This window comes from Cytobacillus sp., assembly GCF_964223445.1.
Classification (GTDB): domain Bacteria; phylum Bacillota; class Bacilli; order Bacillales; family Cytobacillaceae; genus Cytobacillus.
The window spans coordinates 57,148-77,277 of the sequence record NZ_CAXQGS010000074.1; the positions used below are offsets into that span (position 1 = coordinate 57,148).

Consider the following 20,130-nt stretch of genomic DNA (forward strand, 5'->3'; position numbering starts at 1 on the left):
TGCCATAATAATATTCGTTTCGAATATTTTCTGGGAAATATCACATATTAAATGGAGTCTGTTCGGGAAATTTAGACAGACTCTTTCTTTTTGTCATTATTCGATAATATATGATAAAAATATCAATAAATGACCTCTTTAAAATTGTTTGTCTGGCAATTTTTTGATACGATTAACCTGTATCTCCCAATACGATACATAAAGGTAAGGTGATTACATGCAAAACCTCATTTTAGCCTCTTCTTCCCCGCGGCGAAAAGAACTTCTTGAAAATCTTCATTTGCATTTTGAAGTCTCCAGCAGTGATGTCGATGAAAGTTTTGATCCCGTGCTGTCACCAGGAGAGATCGTGAAGGAGCTTGCCCATAGAAAGGCACAGGCTGTATTTAAAAAGCATCCTGATTCATATGTAATTGGCTCAGATACAGTTGTAGTTAAAGACGGCAATGTTTTAGGAAAGCCAGGCAGCGGCAAGGAAGCCTTCACTATGCTCAAAAGTCTGTCTGGAAGCACCCATTCTGTTTACACAGGTGTATCCATTATGACGCCTGAAAATGTAATTACATTTTATGAAAAAACCGATGTGGTGTTCTGGGAGTTAACGGATGAAGAAATTAACTCTTATATTGGCACCGGTGAACCATTCGACAAGGCAGGGGCATATGGGATACAAGGCATTGGCAGCATGCTTGTAAAAAGCATAACCGGAGATTATTTCTCTGTTGTTGGCCTTCCTGTCTCCAGAACGGTTCGTGAATTAAGGAAAGCAGGGTATCCGCTTCCTTAATATACTTTTTTCATCTTCAGCTCCCTGACCCCAGAGTTTAGGGAGGAAAATATGCAAACGGAAACTCTATTGATTAAAGATTTCCCTCAAGATGAACGCCCTCGTGAGCGCTTTGTCCAAAATGGTCCGCAGAGCTTATCCAATCACGAACTGATAGCGATACTACTCAGGACAGGCACGAAAGATGAATCTGTTCTGCAATTAGCGAACAGGCTTCTTACCCATTTTGAAGGACTCCGGCTATTAAAGGATGCATCCCTGGATGAAATAACGTCCATTAAAGGCATAGGATCGGCAAAGGCAATTCAGCTGCTGGCAGCAGTTGAAATCGGCCGGAGGATTTCAAATCTCACATATGAAGACAGATATATTATCCGTTCTCCTGAGGATGGAGCAAATTATGTTATGCATGATATGCGATTCCTGTCTCAGGAACATTTTGTATGCCTTTATTTAAATACAAAAAATCAGGTGCTTCATAAGCAGACCATCTTTATTGGAAGCCTGAATGCTTCCATTGTTCATCCAAGGGAGGTCTTTAAAGAGGCATTTCGCAGATCGGCTGCGTCCATTATCTGCATTCATAATCATCCGAGCGGTGATCCGACTCCAAGCCGGGAAGATATTGAAGTAACCAGGAGACTTGCAGAGTCCGGAAAAATAATCGGCATCGATGTGCTGGACCATCTGATCATCGGTGAAAATAAATTTGTCAGTTTAAAGGAAAAAGGGTATTTATAACACTATGTTTTTATTTGACGTTGCGCTATAATATTGGTTATGATTTTTGAGATGCCTTGCTTTTTGGAGGCTCATTGTACTAGAAAAATTAAAGAAAATTCCATTAAAATACCTTACTTAGGAAAATGAGCAATTTGTATCAGAAAGGGAGATACCATTTATGTTTGGAATCGGTACTAGAGACCTTGGAATAGATTTAGGAACAGCTAATACACTTGTTTATGTGAAAGGAAAAGGAATCGTTGTCAGAGAGCCGTCAGTAGTAGCACTGCAGACTGATACGAAAAATATTGTAGCTGTCGGCAATGACGCGAAAAATATGATCGGCCGTACACCAGGTAATATTGTTGCGCTCCGTCCAATGAAGGATGGCGTAATTGCGGATTATGAAACAACCGCAGTCATGATGAAATATTATATTAAACAAGCCAATAAAAATAAGGGCTTCTTTTCAGGCAAGCCATATGTAATGGTTTGTGTGCCATCCGGTATTACAGCTGTTGAAGAACGTGCAGTTGTCGATGCAACCCGCCAGGCAGGGGCACGCGATGCTTATACCATCGAAGAGCCGTTTGCCGCTGCAATCGGGGCTAATCTTCCTGTGTGGGAACCGACAGGAAGCATGGTGGTCGATATCGGGGGAGGTACTACTGAAGTAGCCATCATTTCCCTGGGCGGAATTGTTACTAGCCAATCCATCCGCATTGCCGGTGATGAAATGGATGATGCGATCATTAATTATATCCGCAAAAATTACAACTTAATGATTGGTGACCGTACAGCAGAGACAATTAAGGTGGAAGTGGGTTCTGCTGGAGATCCGGAAGGCGTCGAAAACATGGAAATTCGCGGACGCGATCTGCTGACAGGCCTGCCAAAAACTATTGAAATTACTGCTGAAGAAATTTCAAAAGCGTTGAATGACACAGTTTATGCAATTGTGGATGCAGTAAAAAATACTCTTGAAAAAACTCCTCCTGAACTGGCGGCAGATATTATGGATAGAGGTATTGTCCTTACTGGCGGGGGAGCGCTTCTCCGCAACCTGGACAAGGTAATCAGCGAAGAAACGAAAATGCCTGTCCTTATTGCTGAAAACCCATTGGACTGTGTCGCCATCGGTACGGGAAAAGCTCTTGACCATATCGATTTATTCAAAACGAAAGCTAAAGAATCCAGATAAATATAAGCCTGAATAAGAAAATGATAAAGCCCATTCACTTCATAAAAAGTGCATGGGCTCAAATTTGGCTTATAAAATAAGAAAGCATATAATTTTCAACTACGAGAACTGTATAGCGGAAGCGCCTACCCCCTCGAGGTGTCGGGGGTGGGCAAGGCGCTTCCGCTTATCTAAGTTAAATGATAATTTCGCAGATATATGTTATATTTTGTTGAGCAGTGCCTGAATGGCGCAATTTTTTCTGAAATACTACTAATCGAGGTGTAACGGATGCCACAGTTCTTTTTGAACAAACGCCTGATTATTTTGCTTGTCAGCATTATTATTCTCGTGGCATTGATTGGATTTTCTTTAAAAGATAGAGAAAATTTGACCTGGCCTGAACAATTTTTAAAAGATACTACCGGGTTTATACAAAATGCTGTTTCCAGCCCTGTGAATTATGTGGCAGGATTCTTTGAAAATGTCGAAGACTTGCAAAATACATACAAAGAAAATAAAGATTTGAAGACAAGACTGGATGAACTTGCACGCCTTGAGTCTGAAGTTCAGCGGCTGAAAAAAGATAATACAGAACTTCGTGAGATTCTGGATAAGAAAGACTCTTTAAGTGAATTTGAGCCAAAGCAGGCAACTGTTATAGGAAGAAATCCCGACAGATGGCATGAATTGCTAATCATTAATAAAGGGAAAAATGCTGGCATTGAACCGAACATGGCTGTCATTACGTCTAAAGGCCTGATCGGCAAAGTGAAAAGCAGCAATACCTTTACTTCAACAGTTCAGCTTCTTAGTTCGATGGACCCGACAAATCGCATCTCTGCAAAAATTCAGGCAGGCGAAAATAACTTTTTCGGTCTGATTGAAGGCTATGATAAGGAAAAAGGTCTTCTTTTGCTTAAGCGAATTCCTTATGATGCAAAGGTTAAAAAGGATCAAAACGTTATTACATCAGGTCTAGGCGGCGTTTTTCCTGAGAGCCTGCCGATTGGTAAGGTTGTTGATGTTGTTCCTGATGAATTTGGACTTACCCAGACCGCCTATGTTAAGCCGGGGGCAGATTTCTACGATATTGGACATGTAATGGTCGTTAAAAGAGGTGCTTTGCAGCCTGAACTAATGGAAATGGTTGATGAGAAGGAGGAGGAACTGTGAGAAGATTCCTTCTTCCACTCATACTCCTGGCCTTATTTATCGGTGAAAGCATATTTGTTCAATTAACTCCGCATGATTTGTTAGGCAGCGGAAAAATAGCAGTTCCCCGTTTCCTGATGGCCGGATTGCTTTTTTTGACCATTTTTGGCTCAAAAAAACACGGAATTCTTTACGGCTTATTATTCGGCTTGCTTTTTGACATTGTGTATGTGGAAATTATCGGCATTTACCTGTTTCTATTTCCAGTCATAGCTTTTATTACAACCAAACTAATGAAAATTCTTCAGACGAATATGGCTATGGCTTCCATCATTGTGCTCTTAGGCATCACCCTCCTTGAGGCCGGTGTCTACCAGATGAACTTATTAATTCACCATACTGATATGGTCTTTGCAGCCTTTCTTTCTTCCCGTCTCGTGCCAACGTTGATATTAAATGCCATTTTCATTGTTTTAGCTGTTTATCCTTTTAAAAGACTTTCTGAAAAATTTGCAGATAGCTTAAACGACTAATCGTTTGAAGTGATATAATTTCACAATTCATTTAAAAGAAACCGGATTAATCCGGTTTCTTTTAAATGAATAATTTTTAGTAAAAAAGGAATTTAGAAGGTTTCTGTCGAATCCTACCTATATGGGCAAATTGGATAGGGATAATTGACATAATTTGTTTAAAAAGAATGGCCTTGCGGCTATTTGAAAAAATAGCAGTTCATGGACTGCTTTAAAATAGAGTGCCAGCAGCACTTATGTGTTTCTTATCATTGAGGTGAACATCTTGAAATGAAAAAAAACCAAAACGTTACAATAAAAGGGACGAAAGATGGTCTGACATTGCATCTCGATGATTCCTGTTCATATGGAGAGCTGAAGAAAGAACTTGATAGAAAGCTTTCAGAAAACTCCAGATCGGTTGAAGACCGGCTTCTTTCAGTGAGGGTACAAGTCGGGAACCGTTATCTCACAGAAGTACAGCAGGAAGAGTTGAAGGAGTTAATCAGGCAAAAGAAGAACCTGATTGTTGAGTCTATAAGCTCCAATGTCATTACCAAAGAAGAAGCTGAAAAACAGAAGGAAGAAAACGAAATTGTTTCTGTTGCAAAGGTGATTCGTTCCGGGCAGGTTCTCGAAGTGGCGGGAGACCTGCTTCTTATCGGAGATGTAAATCCCGGGGGCACTGTCATGGCAGGAGGAAACATCTTTATAATGGGGGCGCTAAAAGGCATAGCCCATGCCGGATGCCATGGGAATAAGGAAGCCGTTATCGCTGCTTCGCTTATGAAACCATCCCAATTAAGGATCAGCCATTGTATTAACCGGGCACCTGACAAGGATCAGGATGACGAAAAAAGAGAAATGGAATGTGCTTACATAGATGAAAACGATCAAATAACCGTAGATAGATTACAAGTATTAATGCATCTGAGACCGAATATAACTAGATTGCAAGGGGGAAGCTAGGATGGGAGAAGCGATTGTCATTACTTCCGGAAAAGGCGGGGTCGGAAAAACGACTACATCCGCAAATGTAGGTACTGCTTTGGCCCTTCAGGGGAAAAGAGTGTGCCTGGTGGATACAGACATTGGCCTTCGAAATCTTGATGTGGTGATGGGACTGGAAAACCGCATTATTTATGATCTGGTCGATGTAGTTGAAGGCCGGTGCAAAATTCATCAGGCTGTGGTTAAAGATAAGCGGTTTGAGGATTTGCTGTATTTGCTTCCCGCTGCTCAAACAAGTGACAAGACGGCTGTTACACCAGAACAGATGAAAAAACTGGTCGATGAATTAAAGCAGGATTATGACTATATTGTCATAGATTGCCCTGCCGGAATTGAGCAGGGGTACAAAAATGCTGTTGCCGGTGCAGATAAAGCAATTGTTGTTACCACTCCTGAAGTTTCAGCCGTACGTGATGCTGACCGGATTATCGGCTTGCTTGAAAAAGAGGAAAATGTAGAGGCTCCAAAACTGATAATAAATAGAATTAGAAGCCATATGATGAAAAATGGCGACATGCTCGATGTCGATGAAATAACCGCACATTTGTCGATTGATTTAATCGGAATTGTGGCTGATGATGATGAAGTGATCAAGGCATCCAATCATGGTGAGCCTATTGCTTTAAATCCTAACAGCAAAGCTTCTGTTGCTTACCGTAATATCGCCCGCCGCATACTTGGTGAAGCTGTACCGCTTCAGCCCCTTGAAGAGGAGAATAAAGGTGTCTTTTCAAAGCTAAAAAAGTTTTTTGGTGTTAAATAATTGAAATTTGTTGAACTAAAGCCGGGGAGCCTTCCCCGGTTTATTTTTTTATCTCAGACACCCACTTCAAGTCATACTCTATTTGGACAACTCATAAACTTGTACAAATAGAGCTATATAGAAATGGTGGGGATATTATGAATTCAAGAGCGGATGAAATACGCAAGAGAATTGAGCGGAGAAAAAAGGAGAATGAAAGATTCTCAAAAAAGAGAGACTCAACTGTTCTTTGGACAGAAGATGAAGAGCGGTATGGGTTTAATAAGCTGCCTTCATACGAGAGCAAACTCGATGAGGGAAATCACCCCTTATTTCGCAAGGAACTATTTCTTTTCAAATTGCTTGCTTCTGCCTGTGTTTTTTTATTCGCTGCTATTCTTTTTAAAAATCAGGCTGCGACATTTGATCCTGCAAGAGATTTTGTAAAGGCAGCCATGGAGAAAGATTTTCAATTCGCCGCGGTTTCCGGCTGGTATGAAGAACAATTCGGAAAACCGCTGGCACTGCTGCCATTTTCAGATGGCCAAAAAGATGAGAAGAACGTTGATGAAAACAGTGAGTATGCATTGCCTGCATCTGCAAAAATCCTGGAAGACTTTAATGATAATGGCCAGAGAATAACAATCGAAACAGGTAAGGAAGCATCCATTGAAGCAATGAGTGAAGGGCTCGTGCGGTTTGCTGGAAAGAAAGATGGTTTCGGAAATACGGTGATTATTCAGCATGGTGATAAAAGTGAGTCCTGGTATGGCAATTTGGCTGAAATTAATGTGAATTTATATCAATATGTTGAAAAAGGAACCGGTTTAGGCACGGCAGGTGACGCCGGTGATGGAGAAAAAGGATCTTTTTATTTCGCGATTAAAAAAGATGATGATTTTATAGATCCGATCCAGGTGATCCCATTTGAATAAAATAACAGGATTAATTAAACATATTCATATTCATCCTTTGTTATGGGCCATAATCGGACTATCTGTCGCGACTGCTCATTTTATGGAATTATGCATGCTGCTCCTGATTATCTTCGTTCATGAAATGGGCCATGCCGCTGCAGCATCCCTTTATTCCTGGAGAATAAAAAAGATTGCCCTCTTGCCATTTGGAGGAGTAGCGGAAATGGATGAACACGGAAACCGGCCGCTGAAAGAGGAGATCGTAGTCATTATAGCAGGGCCGCTTCAGCATATTTGGATGATGGGGGCGGCGCTGTTATTTTATGAGCTCTCTTGGGTGTCTGCTGATATATTACAACTGTTTATTCAGTTCAATTTAATGATACTGATCTTTAATCTGCTCCCTGTATGGCCGTTGGATGGAGGAAAGCTAGTTTTTTTATGGCTTTCTCTTAATCAGGCATTTCCGGAAGCGCACAGAAAAACACTTTTCATTTCGGCTGCGGGTCTAACCAGTTTCATAATAGTAACTTTGCTGACTTCCCCAGTAAACCTGAATATATGGGTAGTCCTCGCTTTTTTGGTGTTTTCGCTATATCATGAATGGAAGCAGAGCCGATTCATATTTATCCGTTTTCTCCTTGAGAGATACTACGGGAAACACAGCGACTTCCGGACATTAAAACCAATCGTTGTCAGAGAAGAAGAATTGGTTATTGACGTTCTGGAAAGATTTCAGCGAGGGTGCAAACACCCAATCATAGTTGAAAAGGACGGGAAAGAGAAGGGTGCTTTAGATGAAAATGAATTACTGCATGCGTGCTTTGCTGAAAAAGTGCTGACCGCTAAAATTGGCGATTTGCTTTATGTTTACTGAAGAGCAAGTTTTTAATAACCTGAATAAATAATGTTTTAAAGTGAGGAAATCGTTTTGGATATGTTAGTTGTCAATTATGCATCAAGAGAGCGCAGATTTGCGCTTTTAAAAGATAAGAGGGTCGAGAAGCTATTTATCGATCAGCCGAAGCAGCGTTCATCAGTGGGGGATATTTACTTGGGCACCGTTGCAAAAGTAATGCCTGGATTGAATGCAGCTTTTGTAGAGATAGGGGAAGATCAAAGCGGATTCCTTCATCGGGACAAACTGGCATCCTATGTTTGTTCTGCTGAAGAACTGCAAGTAAAGGAAAAACGGAGCATCTCTTCTTTTGTCCATCAGGGAGAAAGAATACTTGTTCAAGTTGAAAAGGACGCTGCCGGAACCAAAGGACCGAGATTGTCAGGTCTTATTGAGTTTTCAGGAGATTCGCTGATATATATGCCAAATGGCCGTTATGTTGCTGTATCCAAGAAAATTGAGGATAGTGAAGCAAGGGAAAATTGGCGCCAATTTGGCTATCGTGCTAAAGAAGAGAATGAAGGGCTGATTTTCAGAACATCCTGTGATAACAAGAAAGAAATTGACCTCATAGATGAGCTTGAAAGGCTAAGGCTGGAGTACAGGGACCTTTTAAGGGCAGCAGAAGCAAAGAAAAAACCGGGAAAAGTGTACGAAGCGGATTCTTTTATTGAGGAAATTAAAGAAGAAGCGAAGAAAATGGCTGACGGAGAAATCGCAGTGGACGATTTAACATTGAAGAGTGTGCTCCAAAAACACACCAGCCTCCCAATTCGGCTGCACGCCGGCAAGGAAAATATCTTCTCCGTTTTTAATGTTGAAGCTGAAATTGATAAAGCGCTGAAACGAATTGTATGGCTTGAAAATGGAGCTTACCTTATTTTTGATGAAACAGAAGCTTTAACAGTCATCGATGTAAATACCGGAAAGTTCACCGGTAATCAGGAGCGAAGGGATACTGTGTTAAAAACGAACGAGCGGGCGGCCGAAGAAGCTGCAAGACAGATCAGGCTCCGCGATATTGGCGGCATGATCCTAATCGATTTTATCGACATGAAAGAAGCATCGGACCGGAGGCATATCCTCTCCACCATGGAAAATGCGCTGAAAAAAGATGAAAGACGCACTAATCTCGTTGGATTCACCCCGCTTGGAATCCTCCAGATGACCCGAAAAAAAACAAAACCGGCCATTTCAGAATCACTTACCGAAAGGTGTCAAGTATGCGAAGGCACCGGAAGAGTGCTGAGTGCTGAAACCATTGCCTTCAAGCTCGAAAGAGAACTGTGGGAACATCGCGGCAATGACTATGAAGCTGTCCTGATCGAAACTACTCAAGACACAGCAGCGGTCTTCTCAGGGAAAAATAATACCCATAAAAATCGAATTGAAGGCAGCATTGGCTTAAAGATCATGTTTTCCTATAAGGAAAATTGCAAGCCATTTTATGAAATCAGAAAGTTTGGCAGTGCTAATGAGCTAGGTTAGTTCAAAGCAGGCTGGGTTAACTGCCCCCGCCTGCTTTTTTAGTGCAGTATTTCCCACTTCCCTAATAAAACCATTAGCATTATAATTGTATAGGCACGCAAAAAAGTTATTTTAGGTGCAAACAAAGAGAATCATATAATTCTTATTGACATGATTAATCATTATATGATAGGATTTTCATGTTATGTTTGTAGCGCACCCGTGCTACAACCGCACAGAACAGGTACATAAGCCCGCTTTTCGTGTCGGCGCCTGGGATGGCGAGTCTTAGTCTAAGAGGAGGTGCAGTTCATGTACGCGATTATCGAAACTGGCGGTAAGCAATTACGTGTAGAAGAAGGTCAAGCTATCTACATCGAAAAGCTTAACGCTGAAGCAGGCGAAACAGTTACTTTTGAAAAGGTTCTTTTCGTTGGCGGAGACAGCGTAAAAGTAGGAAGCCCTGTAGTTGAAGGTGCTACTGTTACAGCTAAAGTTGAAAAACAAGGCCGTCAAAAGAAAATCACTGTATTCAAGTACAAAGCAAAGAAAAACTATCGTAAAAAGCAAGGTCATCGTCAGCCTTATACTAAAGTTGTGATTGAAAAAATCAACGCTTAATCAGGCGATTCAGATGATTGAAGTTACGATTATTCGTAAAGATTCCGGAAATATTCATTCGTTTGAAATAAGCGGTCATGCATTCTTCGCAAACAGAGGCAAGGATATCGTCTGTGCAGGCGTATCTGCCGTTTCCATCGGTGCCATTAATGCTGTCCATGCCTTAACCGGCGTGACACCAGAAATCAGCCACGGTGATGGCTTTCTCCGCTGTGTCCTTCCTGATCTTCAGGATGATATGAATGAGAAAGTGCAGCTTCTTCTTGAAGGCATGGTTGTTTCATTGCAGACGATTGAAGAAGACTACGGAAAGTATATAAAGATTACCTTCAAAAAGCAGGAGGTGGAATAAATGCTATTAAAATTAGATCTTCAGTTGTTCGCTTCTAAAAAGGGAGTAGGTTCTACAAAGAACGGCCGTGACTCAATCTCTAAGCGTCTTGGCGCTAAGCGTGCGGACGGACAATTCGTAACTGGCGGCTCAATCCTATACCGTCAGCGCGGTACTAAGATCTACCCAGGTGTAAACGTGGGTAAAGGCGGCGATGACACACTATTCGCGAAAGTTGACGGTGTTGTTAAGTTCGAGCGTCTTGGACGTGACCGCAAGCAAGTGAGCGTATATCCTGCAGCTCAAGAGGCGTAAGCCTTTTCGAGAAAACCCTAGCCCACAAGGTTAGGGTTTTCTTTTTTTGGCAAAAAAATCCGCCAGTGCACTTCACATTTTATCTAATGAATTTATAGCTGCAGAAGACAGGCAGCTCTTCTTCGCATAAGCAATATTTTCTTATTTAACATAAATTTGCTTACTGGACTTATGTTTTTTGATATACTTACAGCAAGCACAGTCTTCTGACAGCCTAATAACCATACAGGAGTGCAAATATGGATAAAGACTGGAATATGATTGAAGTGCTGCGTCATGCCCGGCATGACTGGCTGAACAAAATACAATTAATTAAAGGCAACCTTTCCCTTAACAAGGTAGACAGGGCTAAGGAAATCATAGATGAAATCGTGGTGGAAGCACAGCAGGAAGCAAGACTTTCTAATTTAAACCTTCCTGCGTTTGCTTCGCTTTTATTGACTTATAATTGGGAGAACCACTACTTTCAGCTTGAATATGAGGTGCTCGATGATACCATTCCCGGCAGATTGGATGATTTTGTCCTTTCTGAGTGGACAGGCTCTTTTTTTGCCATTTTGGATTCATCAGTAAAGCCTTACCATGATAATCATTTATCTGTATCCATCAGGCATGAAAAAGAAGGGGCTCGTTTCTTTTTTGATTTTAGCGGAATACTAACAGATATCGATAAATTAGATCAGTTCTTCAAAAAGAAGAACGATGACATAATCGCTTCTGTTCAGGAATTAGCTGAAGAGGAGCTTGCACTGGAGTTATTTGTGCCATTCATTGCGAATGGCAGAGAGTGATTTCCGCTGAAGAAAGCAATACTAAGTGTGAAACTCTGCAGGCTGGAGCATTTCTTAAGTGTAAGAGTGGATCCAGTCAGTGCCGGTAATTTGGCTGAATGCCAGACAATTGGGACATACTGCAGACGGGAGGAATAATATATGTTTGTCGATCAAGTCAAAGTTTATGTTAAAGGCGGAGACGGGGGCAACGGAATGGTTGCTTTCCGCCGTGAAAAATATGTGCCGAACGGAGGCCCTGCCGGCGGAGATGGCGGTAAGGGTGCCAATGTTGTTTTTGAAGTGAATGAGGGATTGCGCACGTTAATGGATTTCCGTTATCAGCGCCATTTTAAAGCTCCCCGCGGTGAGCATGGCATGTCTAAGAATCAGCATGGAAGAAATGCGAAAGACATGATTGTAAAGGTGCCGCCAGGAACAGTTGTATCAGATGCGGAGTCAGGGGAAGTAATCGCAGATTTGACGGAGCACGGGCAAAGAGCTGTTATAGCCCGCGGAGGACGCGGAGGCAGAGGGAATACCCGCTTTGCCACACCGGCTAATCCTGCTCCAGAATTGTCCGAACATGGCGAACCGGGCCAGGAAAGAGATGTTGTGCTGGAGCTCAAGCTTTTAGCTGATGTTGGTTTAGTCGGTTTCCCAAGCGTCGGTAAATCCACGCTCCTGTCGGTTGTATCATCAGCAAGACCGAAGATTGCGGAATACCATTTTACGACGATTGTTCCCAATCTGGGAATGGTTGAGACTGAAGACGGCCGCAGCTTTGTCATGGCAGACTTGCCTGGATTAATTGAGGGTGCCCATTCGGGAGTTGGCCTGGGACATCAATTTTTACGGCATATTGAGAGAACAAGAGTTATTGTTCATGTTATCGATATGGCTGCTGTTGAAGGCAGGGATCCTTTTGAAGACTATCTAACCATCAATAAAGAATTAAAAGAGTATAACCTTCGACTCACTGAAAGGCCTCAAGTCATTGTGGCCAATAAAATGGACATGCCTGATGCAGAGGAAAATCTTAAGAAATTTAAAGAACAGATTGAAGAAGATTATCCGATTTTCCCAATATCAGCTTTAACAAGAAAAGGGTTAAGGGACCTATTATTTGCCGTTGCAGATAAGCTTGAAGAAACACCTGAATTTCCACTGTCACATGAAGAAGAAGAAGACACTGGTGTGCACCGCGTTCTTTACAAGCATGAGGCTGAACAGACCGAATTTGTCATTACTAGAGATCCTGCAGGAGTGTTCGTCGTATCAGGCGATGCTATTGAGAAGCTCTTTAAGATGACTGATTTCTCAAGAGATGAATCTGTACGCAGGTTTGCCAGACAGCTGCGCGGAATGGGTGTGGATGATGCTCTTCGTGAAAAAGGAGCAAAAGACGGTGATACCGTTAAGCTGCTTGATTATGAATTCGAGTTTATTGACTAACCTTCTCGATTGACGGGGTGGAGAAATGAGAAAAGATAGATTCGATAAGAAATTTTATTTGGTTCGCGAAGATGTTTTGCCTGAAGCGATGAAGAAAACATTGGATGCGAAGGAAATGATCGAAAGGGGAAAAGCCGAATCGGTTTGGGATGCTGTCCAAAAAGTAGATTTGAGCAGAAGTGCCTTTTATAAATATAGAGACACTGTGTTCCCTTTCCATACTGTTGTTAAAGAGCGGCTGATCACTTTATTCTTTCATTTGGAAGACAGGTCAGGGACTTTATCACATTTATTGGGCGTTGTAGCTTCATCGGGGTGCAATGTCCTAACCATACACCAGACCATTCCACTTCAGGGAAGGGCAAATGTCACGCTTTCCCTGAATGTAACTGAAATGGGCATCGAGATTGAGGAGCTCTTGGCAAGGCTTCGAAAATTGGAATTTGTAGAAAAAGTAGAGGTGCTGGGAACGGGTGCGTGAGAAAATGCGCTTTGTACCCTGCCCTTTTTTAGTTTTTTATTTTGTAAATTACATACATATGTTAAAGTAGTAAAGTATAAAGATAATTTTCAGTGATTTAAGATAAGTCTGACGAAAAAGGAGGTAATTACCGTGAAGATAGGATTTTTGGGCCCGAAAGCCACCTTTACAGATATTGCTGCGAGGAGTTTATTCCCGAATGAGACAGCCGTTGCCTACCCAACGATACCTGCTTGTTTTGATGCATTAAATGAGAATGAAATAGAGCTGGCGGTAGTTCCTCTTGAAAACGCATTGGAAGGCTCAGTGAATATTACATTGGACTATTTAATCCACGAAGTTGATTTTCCTATTATCGGGGAACTGACAGCTCCAATTCGCCAGCATTTTATGGTCCACCCAGATCATGTTAAGGAATGGAATAAAACTGATGCAGTCTATAGCCATTCCCATGCTATTGCACAATGCCATAAATTTCTGCATAAAGAGCTGAAAGGAATCCCTTGTGAAAGCACTACTTCAACTGCAGCAGCTGCTCAATATGTAAGAGAAAATCCGGACTTGCGGGCGGGCGCCATAGCTAATGAATTAGCGGCAGAAGTGTATGGACTGGCGATCGTAAAAGAGGATATCCATGATTTTGATTTTAACCATACCAAATTCATAGTTTTATCCAATAAAGAGCTGTCAATCAATGAAGACCGCAAAGAGTTTGCCGGGCACAAGACGACAGTTATGGTGACGCTGCCGGCTGACCGGTCAGGGGCACTTCATCAAGTACTTTCGGCATTTGCCTGGAGGAAGCTCAATTTGACTAAGATTGAATCAAGGCCGATGAAAACAGGGTTGGGAAATTATTTCTTTATCATTGACGTTGATATGAAGCAGGATGATGTCCTTATCCCCGGTGCAGTTGCCGAATTGGAAGCATTGGGATGCAGCGTTAAGGTTTTGGGAAGCTATCCATATTTTCAGCTTCGCAATAAAAATACCAAAGTTCTTCAGGATTAAAAAAAGAAAAGGATCCGGTGAAAACATATCCGGATCCTTTTCTTATTTGAAAATAAAAAAGAATAACTCTATTCCTGGTCAATAAGAAATCCAGCTTCCTTTAATAATTTCTCAGCTTCATCGAGCTTCCGTTCTGAGGCTGCAGAAAGAGTATGAAGATGAATGCCATCTGTCAGTTCTGATAAGAAGGAAGCTTTTGTGGCTTTAATTTTATCCATGAATTGCTTGACTTCCTGACGGGTTGATACCATAACCGAAGCAGTTAAGTCACCATAAACAGGATGTTCAATTCTTACATCTTTTACTGTAACCCCATGATCGACAAGCAGATTCAATTCTTCTTCAGTCCTCGCAGGGTCATGATGGCAGGCAATGACCCGCTCGGCTGCTGTTGCAGGAGAAGCCTGATGAAGATACATATAACCTTGGCTCGTGGCAATGATTGGCTCTTTTCTTGCCTTTAGAAGGGTGATATCCCCAACAATCACCTGTCTGCTTACATTTGTTTTTGCTGCAAGGTCGCCCCCTGTAATGGGCTGTCCGCTTTCTTTAAGAAGCTGAAGCAGAAAGTTCCTCCGCTCCTCTCCGAGCACCTTTTTTTGTTCCTTCATTTTTCCTCACCCTTATAATCCGATAATGTCTCATTCTAACATAAGAAACGGCAGATGATAAAAGATTAGAGCGGTACGAGTTCCCGGGCCATTTCTGCCAGCTTTTCCCCCAGTGACTTTGCATCCTCAACAGCAGTATTCCACCCGAAGGAAATCCGGATAAATTCCTTGCCTTTTTTTTCTGGAACCCCCAGGGCCTCCATCGTTTTAGAAACAGTTTTCATGCCAGTACTGCATGCGCTTCCTGTAGATACGGCATAGCCGTGTCTGTTGCATTCAAGCATGATATATTGCCCTTCTACCCCTTTTAGCCGAAGCCCCAATGTAGATGGAAGCTGGTGAGATTCTGCAAAATCGTATAACACAAATTTCTCCTGTAAAGACTCAAGCTCCTTCAGCAGTGCTTCACGCATTGTTTTGAAATGGCTGTTATGTCTGTTTAAATTTACATAAGCTTTCTGAGCAGCCACTGTCATTCCTGCAATTCCCGGGAGGTTCACGGTGCCTGGCCTGAAACCTTTTTCATGGGATACGCCTGGTAAGAAGGAGCTCCACCGCCTGCCGGGTTTAAGGTAAACCCCTCCAACCCCTTTTGGCCCGTAAAATTTATGGGCAGAAAAGGACAGGCTATCAACAAAGCGGGTAATTTCTTTTAAGTCTGATTTGCCGAAAGTATGGACACAATCACTATGCAGCAATATTTGTCTTTGCCTGCAAAGCTGACTGATCTCAAGGACAGGCTGCAATGTGCCGATTTCGGGATTTCCATGCTGTATGGTAATTAAGACGGTATCATCCCTGATGGCCGAACTTAATTTTTTTAGGTCAATACGGCCATCCGCTCCAAAAGGGATTTCAGTAATTTCATAGCCTTTTTCAAGGCGTAATTTCTCTAAAACACTATGAATAGAAGAGTGTTCAGCCATTCCCGCTATAATATGTTTTCCCGATGTTTCAGAGCCAGACAGCAAGGCAAATATTGCGAGTAAATTGCTTTCTGTACCTCCGCTGGTAAAGTAGATTCCTTCACTCTCAACTCCTAAAATTACTGCCAATTCTCTCCGGCAATTTTCAAGTAGACCCTCTGCTGCGCTCCCGGTATCATGAAGGCTGCGGGAGTTGCCAAAGTATTCAGCTGAGGCTTTTATATAGGCATCTGCCGCTTCCGGATCGAGCGGACATGATGCTGCATAATCGAAATATTTCATGTTCTCACCTGCTCTCTCTTTTTAAATAAAACCTTCGAAAAGCACAGAAGTTCCTCTTAAACTATGAAAACCTCTTGTCATAATTCTAAATCTGTGTAAATATAGGTGTCAAGACACCTGTAAAAACAGGAGGTAAAAAATAATGAATGCCGACGTTTTGATTATAGGAAGCGGGGTAGCCGCTTTGCAGTTGGCAAAGAAGCTGCGACAGGACTTAAATGTGATTATTCTCACAAAGTCAACCATAAAAAATGGAAACTCATATATGGCACAGGGCGGCATTGCGGCTGCCATGGGAGTAAATGATCACCCATCAAAGCACTACATGGATACACTCGAAGCAGGAAGGTTTCATAATGATTGTGATGCAGTGCTGTCCCTGACCAGTGAAGCACCCTCCCTGATAAAAGAGCTTAATCAAGAGGGATGCCGGTTTGATATGAATTCTGAAGGAGCAATTGCGTTAGGCAGGGAAGGAGCTCATTCAGAAAACAGAATTGTTCATGGAGGCGGGGACAGTACTGGAAAAACAGTCATTGATTTTATGCTCTCAAAGAAAAACCAAAACGTTCGAATCATGGAAAATGTTCTCGTGTTTGAACTGCTGATAAATGACATGGACGGCAGTTGTATAGGGGTAAAAGGAAAAGATTCCAATGGTGTAATTCATGGATTCTTTTCATCTCATGTTGTGCTTGCAACAGGGGGCTGCGGCCAGCTATATGAATATACATCCAATGCCGATACCGTGACAGGAGATGGCATTGCTTTAGCGTACAGAGCAGGTGCGGAGATTGCGGATATGGAGTTCATCCAATTTCATCCCACCCTTCTCTATAAAGACAGAAAAGCATTGGGGCTAATCTCTGAAGCTGTCAGGGGAGAGGGAGGCAGGCTCATTACGGAAGACGGGAAACCATTAATGGCAGGACTTCATCCACAGGGAGATTTAGCGCCAAGACATGTTGTATCACAGGCAATTTTTCATTCTCTAGAGGGAGGAAAAGCTGTATTCCTGGATATCTCCTCAATTGAAAACTTTAAATCCAGGTTTCCGACGATAACAAAAATCTGTGAACAAAACGGAGTAGCTTTAAGCACTGGGAAAATTCCAGTCTCGCCCGGAAGCCACTTTCTAATGGGAGGAATTAAAACTGATTTATTTGGCCGCACCAGTATTCCAGGCCTGTATGCGATTGGTGAAGCTGCATGCACAGGAGTACATGGCGCTAACCGGCTTGCAAGCAATTCTCTTCTGGAAGGTTTATATGTGGGCAAAAGGCTTGCAGAGTGGCTTAATGAACAGCCGTCAAGCAGACCTGCAAAAGAACTGATATTTTCCGAGGCAATCAGTTGTCTAACCAAAGAAAGTTTGCCTTCAATTGAAGAAATTAAAATGAGAATGATGAAAAATGCAGGGATTATCAAAACAAAAGAAGGGCTTTTAGATCAGCTTGCCTGGCTTAAAGGCTGCAAAATTAAAGAATGGATTAAAGCAGAATTAGATGACCTTTCAATAGAAGAAGTAACACGGGCTTTCATGCTTATCACAGCCTATCTGATAACAGATTCTGCATTAAGGAGGACAGAGAGCCGGGGTGGTCATTTCCGGCAGGATTATCCTTTCGAAAGTCATGAATGGCTTGGAAAAAGAATTATTCAATCCCGAAAATCTGAAAAGGATGGTAAACATGAACAAATTAAAGCTGCGATTGCAACTTGAACAGTTTTTTCTCGAGGATATCGGTGACCGCGACCTGACAAGCGGACTTATTTTTGGTGAGAATCAGACAGGAAAGGTCGTTTTCCTGGCAAAAGACAATGGCATTTTTTGCGGAGAAGAAATAATCAGGTCAGGATATAAGGTGCTGAACCCAGCGGCTGAAGTCAATATAAAAGTAAAGGATGGAGAGTGGATTGAGAAAGGTCAAGTCCTTGCTGCAGCTACTGGTCCTGTATCCGATTTATTAAACGGTGAAAGAGTGATCTTAAATCTGCTCCAGAGAATGAGCGGTATTGCCACAAAAACTAATGAGGCTGTCCGGGTCTTAAATAGTTCACATACGAAAATCTGCGATACAAGAAAAACTACTCCTGGCCTTAGAATGCTTGAAAAATATGCAGTCAGATGCGGAGGGGGATTTAATCATCGATATGGCCTCTATGATGCAGTCATGATTAAAGATAACCATATTTCTTTTGCAGGCTCAATTTCGGAAGCTGTGGAAGAAGTGCGGTCAAAAATTGGGCATATGGTAAAAGTTGAAGTCGAAACGGAAACAAAAGATCAGGTCCTTGAAGCAGTTAAGGCAGGTGCAGATGTAATCATGTTTGACAATAGGAGCCCTGAAGAAATTAAAGAGTGGATCAGGAGCGTGCCAAAGGGGATCCTGACTGAAGCTTCCGGCGGAATCACGCTGGATAACCTGTCAGCATACAGCGATACAGGAGTGGACTTTATTTCACTGGGTTTTCTTACACATTCTGTGAAATCACTTGATATAAGTGTGAAGGTTACTATTGAATAAATTGGCAAAGGGGTATGGAGGAAATGAATATTTTTCAGACAGCAGAAAAACAAACAAATATTCTTCCGGAAAAATATCGAATGATGACTGTAAAGGAACTGGAGGATCGAGCAAGAGAAATAAAAGATAAGCTGGGAAATAAGCTGTTCATACCGGGTCATCATTATCAGAAGGATGAGGTCATCCAGTTTGCGGATGCTACTGGTGATTCACTAAAGCTTGCCCAGCTTTCACAGGAAAATTCAGAGGCTGAATATATTGTGTTTTGCGGAGTTCACTTTATGGCTGAAACGGCAGATATTTTAACAGGTTCTGATCAAAAGGTGCTATTGCCTGATATGCGCGCAGGCTGCTCCATGGCCGATATGGCTGATATCAGCCAAACAGAAAGAGCCTGGACGAAGCTGCATACCATGTTTGGCGATACAATGCTTCCTTTAACATACGTAAACTCTACTGCGGCCATCAAGGCTTTTGTAGGCCGTCATGGAGGAGCAACAGTTACTTCTTCGAATGCTGAAAAAATGGTGAGCTGGGCGTTTGAGCAGAAGACGAGAATTGTATTTCTGCCTGACCAGCATCTTGGTAGAAATACGGCTTATAACCTGGGAATTAGGCTTGAGGAAATGGCTGTATGGAATCCCATTACGGATCAGCTTGAATATGAAGGGCCGCTTGAGGAAATTAAAGTAATTCTTTGGAAAGGTCATTGTTCTGTTCATGAAAACTTTACTGTTGAAAACATCAAAGAAGTTCGCGAACAATATCCGGAAATGAAGGTCATTGTCCATCCGGAATGCAGAAGGGAAGTCGTGGAACTATCCGATATGGCCGGGTCAACCAATTATATTATAGATGCAATCGACATTCAGAACCTTGGTCTGAATGGGCGATTGGTACAGAGATGAATTTGGTTAAAAGGATTATCAACCAGCATTCAGATAAAAAAATCATCTCACTTAACCCTCATATGTGTCCTTGCCTGACCATGAACCGGATCGATTTACCGCACCTTGTTTGGTGTCTTGAAGCAATCGAGCAGGGCGAAAGCCAAAATCTAATTCAGGTTGAAGAACAAACAGCAGCATTTGCTAAATTGGCATTAAATAGGATGCTCGAACGTCCATGAGCGTCTGCATAAGGTTTGCCGGTCTCTAAATCAGCGGAAATTACGCGCAGTATTCAGAAACAGTCAGAGTGAACTTAGGCTAATAAAAAAATTCTCCCCGCCGGGAGGATTTTTTTATTGCCTTGCTGACCTTTGCTGTTACTAGGATTAGAAGAAACGCTGATTCATAATTCCTGGGAAAAATGCATATCTTTTTGTGTAGATTGTTAGCAATTTGCCCATTTCTTCATACACTATATGGACTCATCGCGATTAACGGGCACTAATCTGCACCTTTC

General features: G+C 42.1%; 21 protein-coding genes, 1 pseudogene and 1 other annotated feature. Of the genes and pseudogenes, 20 read left to right on the forward strand and 2 right to left on the reverse strand.

All coding sequences use genetic code 11. From position 1 onward, the window contains the following. The first annotated feature begins 217 nt into the window (after nucleotides 1-217). The 17 genes from ACEQ1T_RS13875 (at nucleotide 218) to pheA (ending at nucleotide 14,376) form a co-directional block, all read left to right on the forward strand. Nucleotides 218-787 (forward strand): nucleoside triphosphate pyrophosphatase, encoded by a 570-nt coding sequence (locus tag ACEQ1T_RS13875; protein WP_206838942.1) that lies wholly within the window; start codon nucleotides 218-220, stop codon nucleotides 785-787. A gap of 51 nt (nucleotides 788-838) precedes the next feature. Then, nucleotides 839-1,528 (forward strand): DNA repair protein RadC, encoded by a 690-nt coding sequence (gene radC / locus ACEQ1T_RS13880; protein WP_206838940.1) that lies wholly within the window; start codon nucleotides 839-841, stop codon nucleotides 1,526-1,528. Nucleotides 1,529-1,688: 160 nt separating this feature from the next. Further along, nucleotides 1,689-2,711 (forward strand): rod shape-determining protein, encoded by a 1,023-nt coding sequence (locus ACEQ1T_RS13885; protein ID WP_035331317.1) that lies wholly within the window; start codon nucleotides 1,689-1,691, stop codon nucleotides 2,709-2,711. Nucleotides 2,712-2,981: 270 nt separating this feature from the next. After that, nucleotides 2,982-3,866: a rod shape-determining protein MreC gene (mreC, locus tag ACEQ1T_RS13890; protein WP_206838938.1), complete on the forward strand. Its 885-nt coding sequence runs from the start codon at nucleotides 2,982-2,984 to the stop codon at nucleotides 3,864-3,866. Continuing rightward, a complete protein-coding gene (mreD, locus tag ACEQ1T_RS13895) occupies nucleotides 3,863-4,378 on the forward strand; it encodes a rod shape-determining protein MreD (RefSeq protein ID WP_206838935.1) in 516 nt (171 codons plus the stop codon). Before mreC ends, mreD begins: the two co-directional genes overlap by 4 nt. Nucleotides 4,379-4,648: 270 nt before the next feature. Next, nucleotides 4,649-5,326 (forward strand): septum site-determining protein MinC, encoded by a 678-nt coding sequence (gene minC, locus ACEQ1T_RS13900; protein WP_370223410.1) that lies wholly within the window; start codon nucleotides 4,649-4,651, stop codon nucleotides 5,324-5,326. 1 nt (nucleotide 5,327) lies between these two features. Then, nucleotides 5,328-6,131 (forward strand): septum site-determining protein MinD, encoded by an 804-nt coding sequence (gene minD, locus ACEQ1T_RS13905; protein WP_206838931.1) that lies wholly within the window; start codon nucleotides 5,328-5,330, stop codon nucleotides 6,129-6,131. 137 nt (nucleotides 6,132-6,268) lie between these two features. Beyond that, complete coding sequence (locus ACEQ1T_RS13910) at nucleotides 6,269-7,045, forward strand: M23 family metallopeptidase (protein WP_206838930.1); 777 nt, start codon at nucleotides 6,269-6,271, stop codon at nucleotides 7,043-7,045. Then, nucleotides 7,038-7,904, forward strand: a complete 867-nt coding sequence (locus ACEQ1T_RS13915; protein ID WP_206838929.1) for a M50 family metallopeptidase — start codon at nucleotides 7,038-7,040, stop codon at nucleotides 7,902-7,904. The genes ACEQ1T_RS13910 and ACEQ1T_RS13915 overlap by 8 nt, the downstream gene beginning before the upstream one ends. 60 nt (nucleotides 7,905-7,964) lie before the next feature. Continuing rightward, nucleotides 7,965-9,413, forward strand: a complete 1,449-nt coding sequence (locus tag ACEQ1T_RS13920) for an Rne/Rng family ribonuclease (protein WP_370223452.1) — start codon at nucleotides 7,965-7,967, stop codon at nucleotides 9,411-9,413. 198 nt (nucleotides 9,414-9,611) lie between these two features. Continuing rightward, nucleotides 9,612-9,691: a sequence feature (ribosomal protein L21 leader region), on the forward strand. A gap of 13 nt (nucleotides 9,692-9,704) precedes the next feature. Then, on the forward strand, nucleotides 9,705-10,013 hold the full coding sequence (rplU, locus tag ACEQ1T_RS13925) for a 50S ribosomal protein L21 (protein WP_035331309.1): 309 nt from the start codon (nucleotides 9,705-9,707) through the stop codon (nucleotides 10,011-10,013). Between the two features lie 13 nt (nucleotides 10,014-10,026). Further along, nucleotides 10,027-10,365: a ribosomal-processing cysteine protease Prp gene (locus tag ACEQ1T_RS13930; RefSeq protein ID WP_206838928.1), complete on the forward strand. Its 339-nt coding sequence runs from the start codon at nucleotides 10,027-10,029 to the stop codon at nucleotides 10,363-10,365. Next, nucleotides 10,366-10,659, forward strand: coding sequence for a 50S ribosomal protein L27 (rpmA, locus tag ACEQ1T_RS13935; protein ID WP_009333115.1), 294 nt, complete (start codon nucleotides 10,366-10,368; stop codon nucleotides 10,657-10,659). A 239-nt stretch (nucleotides 10,660-10,898) separates the two neighbouring features. Next, the gene (locus tag ACEQ1T_RS13940) at nucleotides 10,899-11,450 is read left to right on the forward strand and encodes a sporulation initiation phosphotransferase B (RefSeq protein ID WP_206838927.1); all 552 of its coding nucleotides are present in this window, start codon (nucleotides 10,899-10,901) and stop codon (nucleotides 11,448-11,450) included. A gap of 141 nt (nucleotides 11,451-11,591) precedes the next feature. Further along, nucleotides 11,592-12,884: a GTPase ObgE gene (gene obgE, locus ACEQ1T_RS13945; RefSeq protein WP_370223413.1), complete on the forward strand. Its 1,293-nt coding sequence runs from the start codon at nucleotides 11,592-11,594 to the stop codon at nucleotides 12,882-12,884. A 25-nt stretch (nucleotides 12,885-12,909) separates the two neighbouring features. Next, a complete protein-coding gene (locus ACEQ1T_RS13950) occupies nucleotides 12,910-13,365 on the forward strand; it encodes an ACT domain-containing protein (protein WP_053434259.1) in 456 nt (151 codons plus the stop codon). Nucleotides 13,366-13,497: 132 nt separating this feature from the next. After that, nucleotides 13,498-14,376, forward strand: a complete 879-nt coding sequence (pheA, locus tag ACEQ1T_RS13955) for a prephenate dehydratase (protein WP_206838925.1) — start codon at nucleotides 13,498-13,500, stop codon at nucleotides 14,374-14,376. Nucleotides 14,377-14,444: 68 nt separating this feature from the next. On the opposite strand, the gene ACEQ1T_RS13960 is transcribed toward pheA, so the two are convergent. Both ACEQ1T_RS13960 and ACEQ1T_RS13965 read right to left on the reverse strand, forming a co-directional pair. After that, a complete protein-coding gene (locus tag ACEQ1T_RS13960; RefSeq protein WP_206838924.1) occupies nucleotides 14,445-14,987 on the reverse strand; it encodes a transcription repressor NadR in 543 nt (180 codons plus the stop codon). 65 nt (nucleotides 14,988-15,052) lie between these two features. Continuing rightward, nucleotides 15,053-16,195 (reverse strand): IscS subfamily cysteine desulfurase, encoded by a 1,143-nt coding sequence (locus tag ACEQ1T_RS13965; protein WP_206838923.1) that lies wholly within the window; start codon nucleotides 16,193-16,195, stop codon nucleotides 15,053-15,055. Nucleotides 16,196-16,337: 142 nt separating this feature from the next. Here ACEQ1T_RS13965 and nadB point away from each other — a divergent pair, with 142 nt between their 5' ends. From nadB to nadA, 3 genes and pseudogenes are all read left to right on the forward strand, one after another. Beyond that, on the forward strand, nucleotides 16,338-17,918 hold the full coding sequence (nadB, locus tag ACEQ1T_RS13970) for an L-aspartate oxidase (protein ID WP_370223415.1): 1,581 nt from the start codon (nucleotides 16,338-16,340) through the stop codon (nucleotides 17,916-17,918). Further along, nucleotides 17,887-18,723 (forward strand): carboxylating nicotinate-nucleotide diphosphorylase, encoded by an 837-nt coding sequence (gene nadC / locus ACEQ1T_RS13975; protein WP_206838920.1) that lies wholly within the window; start codon nucleotides 17,887-17,889, stop codon nucleotides 18,721-18,723. Before nadB ends, nadC begins: the two co-directional genes overlap by 32 nt. A 23-nt stretch (nucleotides 18,724-18,746) precedes the next feature. Beyond that, a pseudogene (gene nadA / locus ACEQ1T_RS13980) lies at nucleotides 18,747-19,852 on the forward strand (quinolinate synthase NadA). The last annotated feature ends 278 nt before the right edge of the window (nucleotides 19,853-20,130 follow it).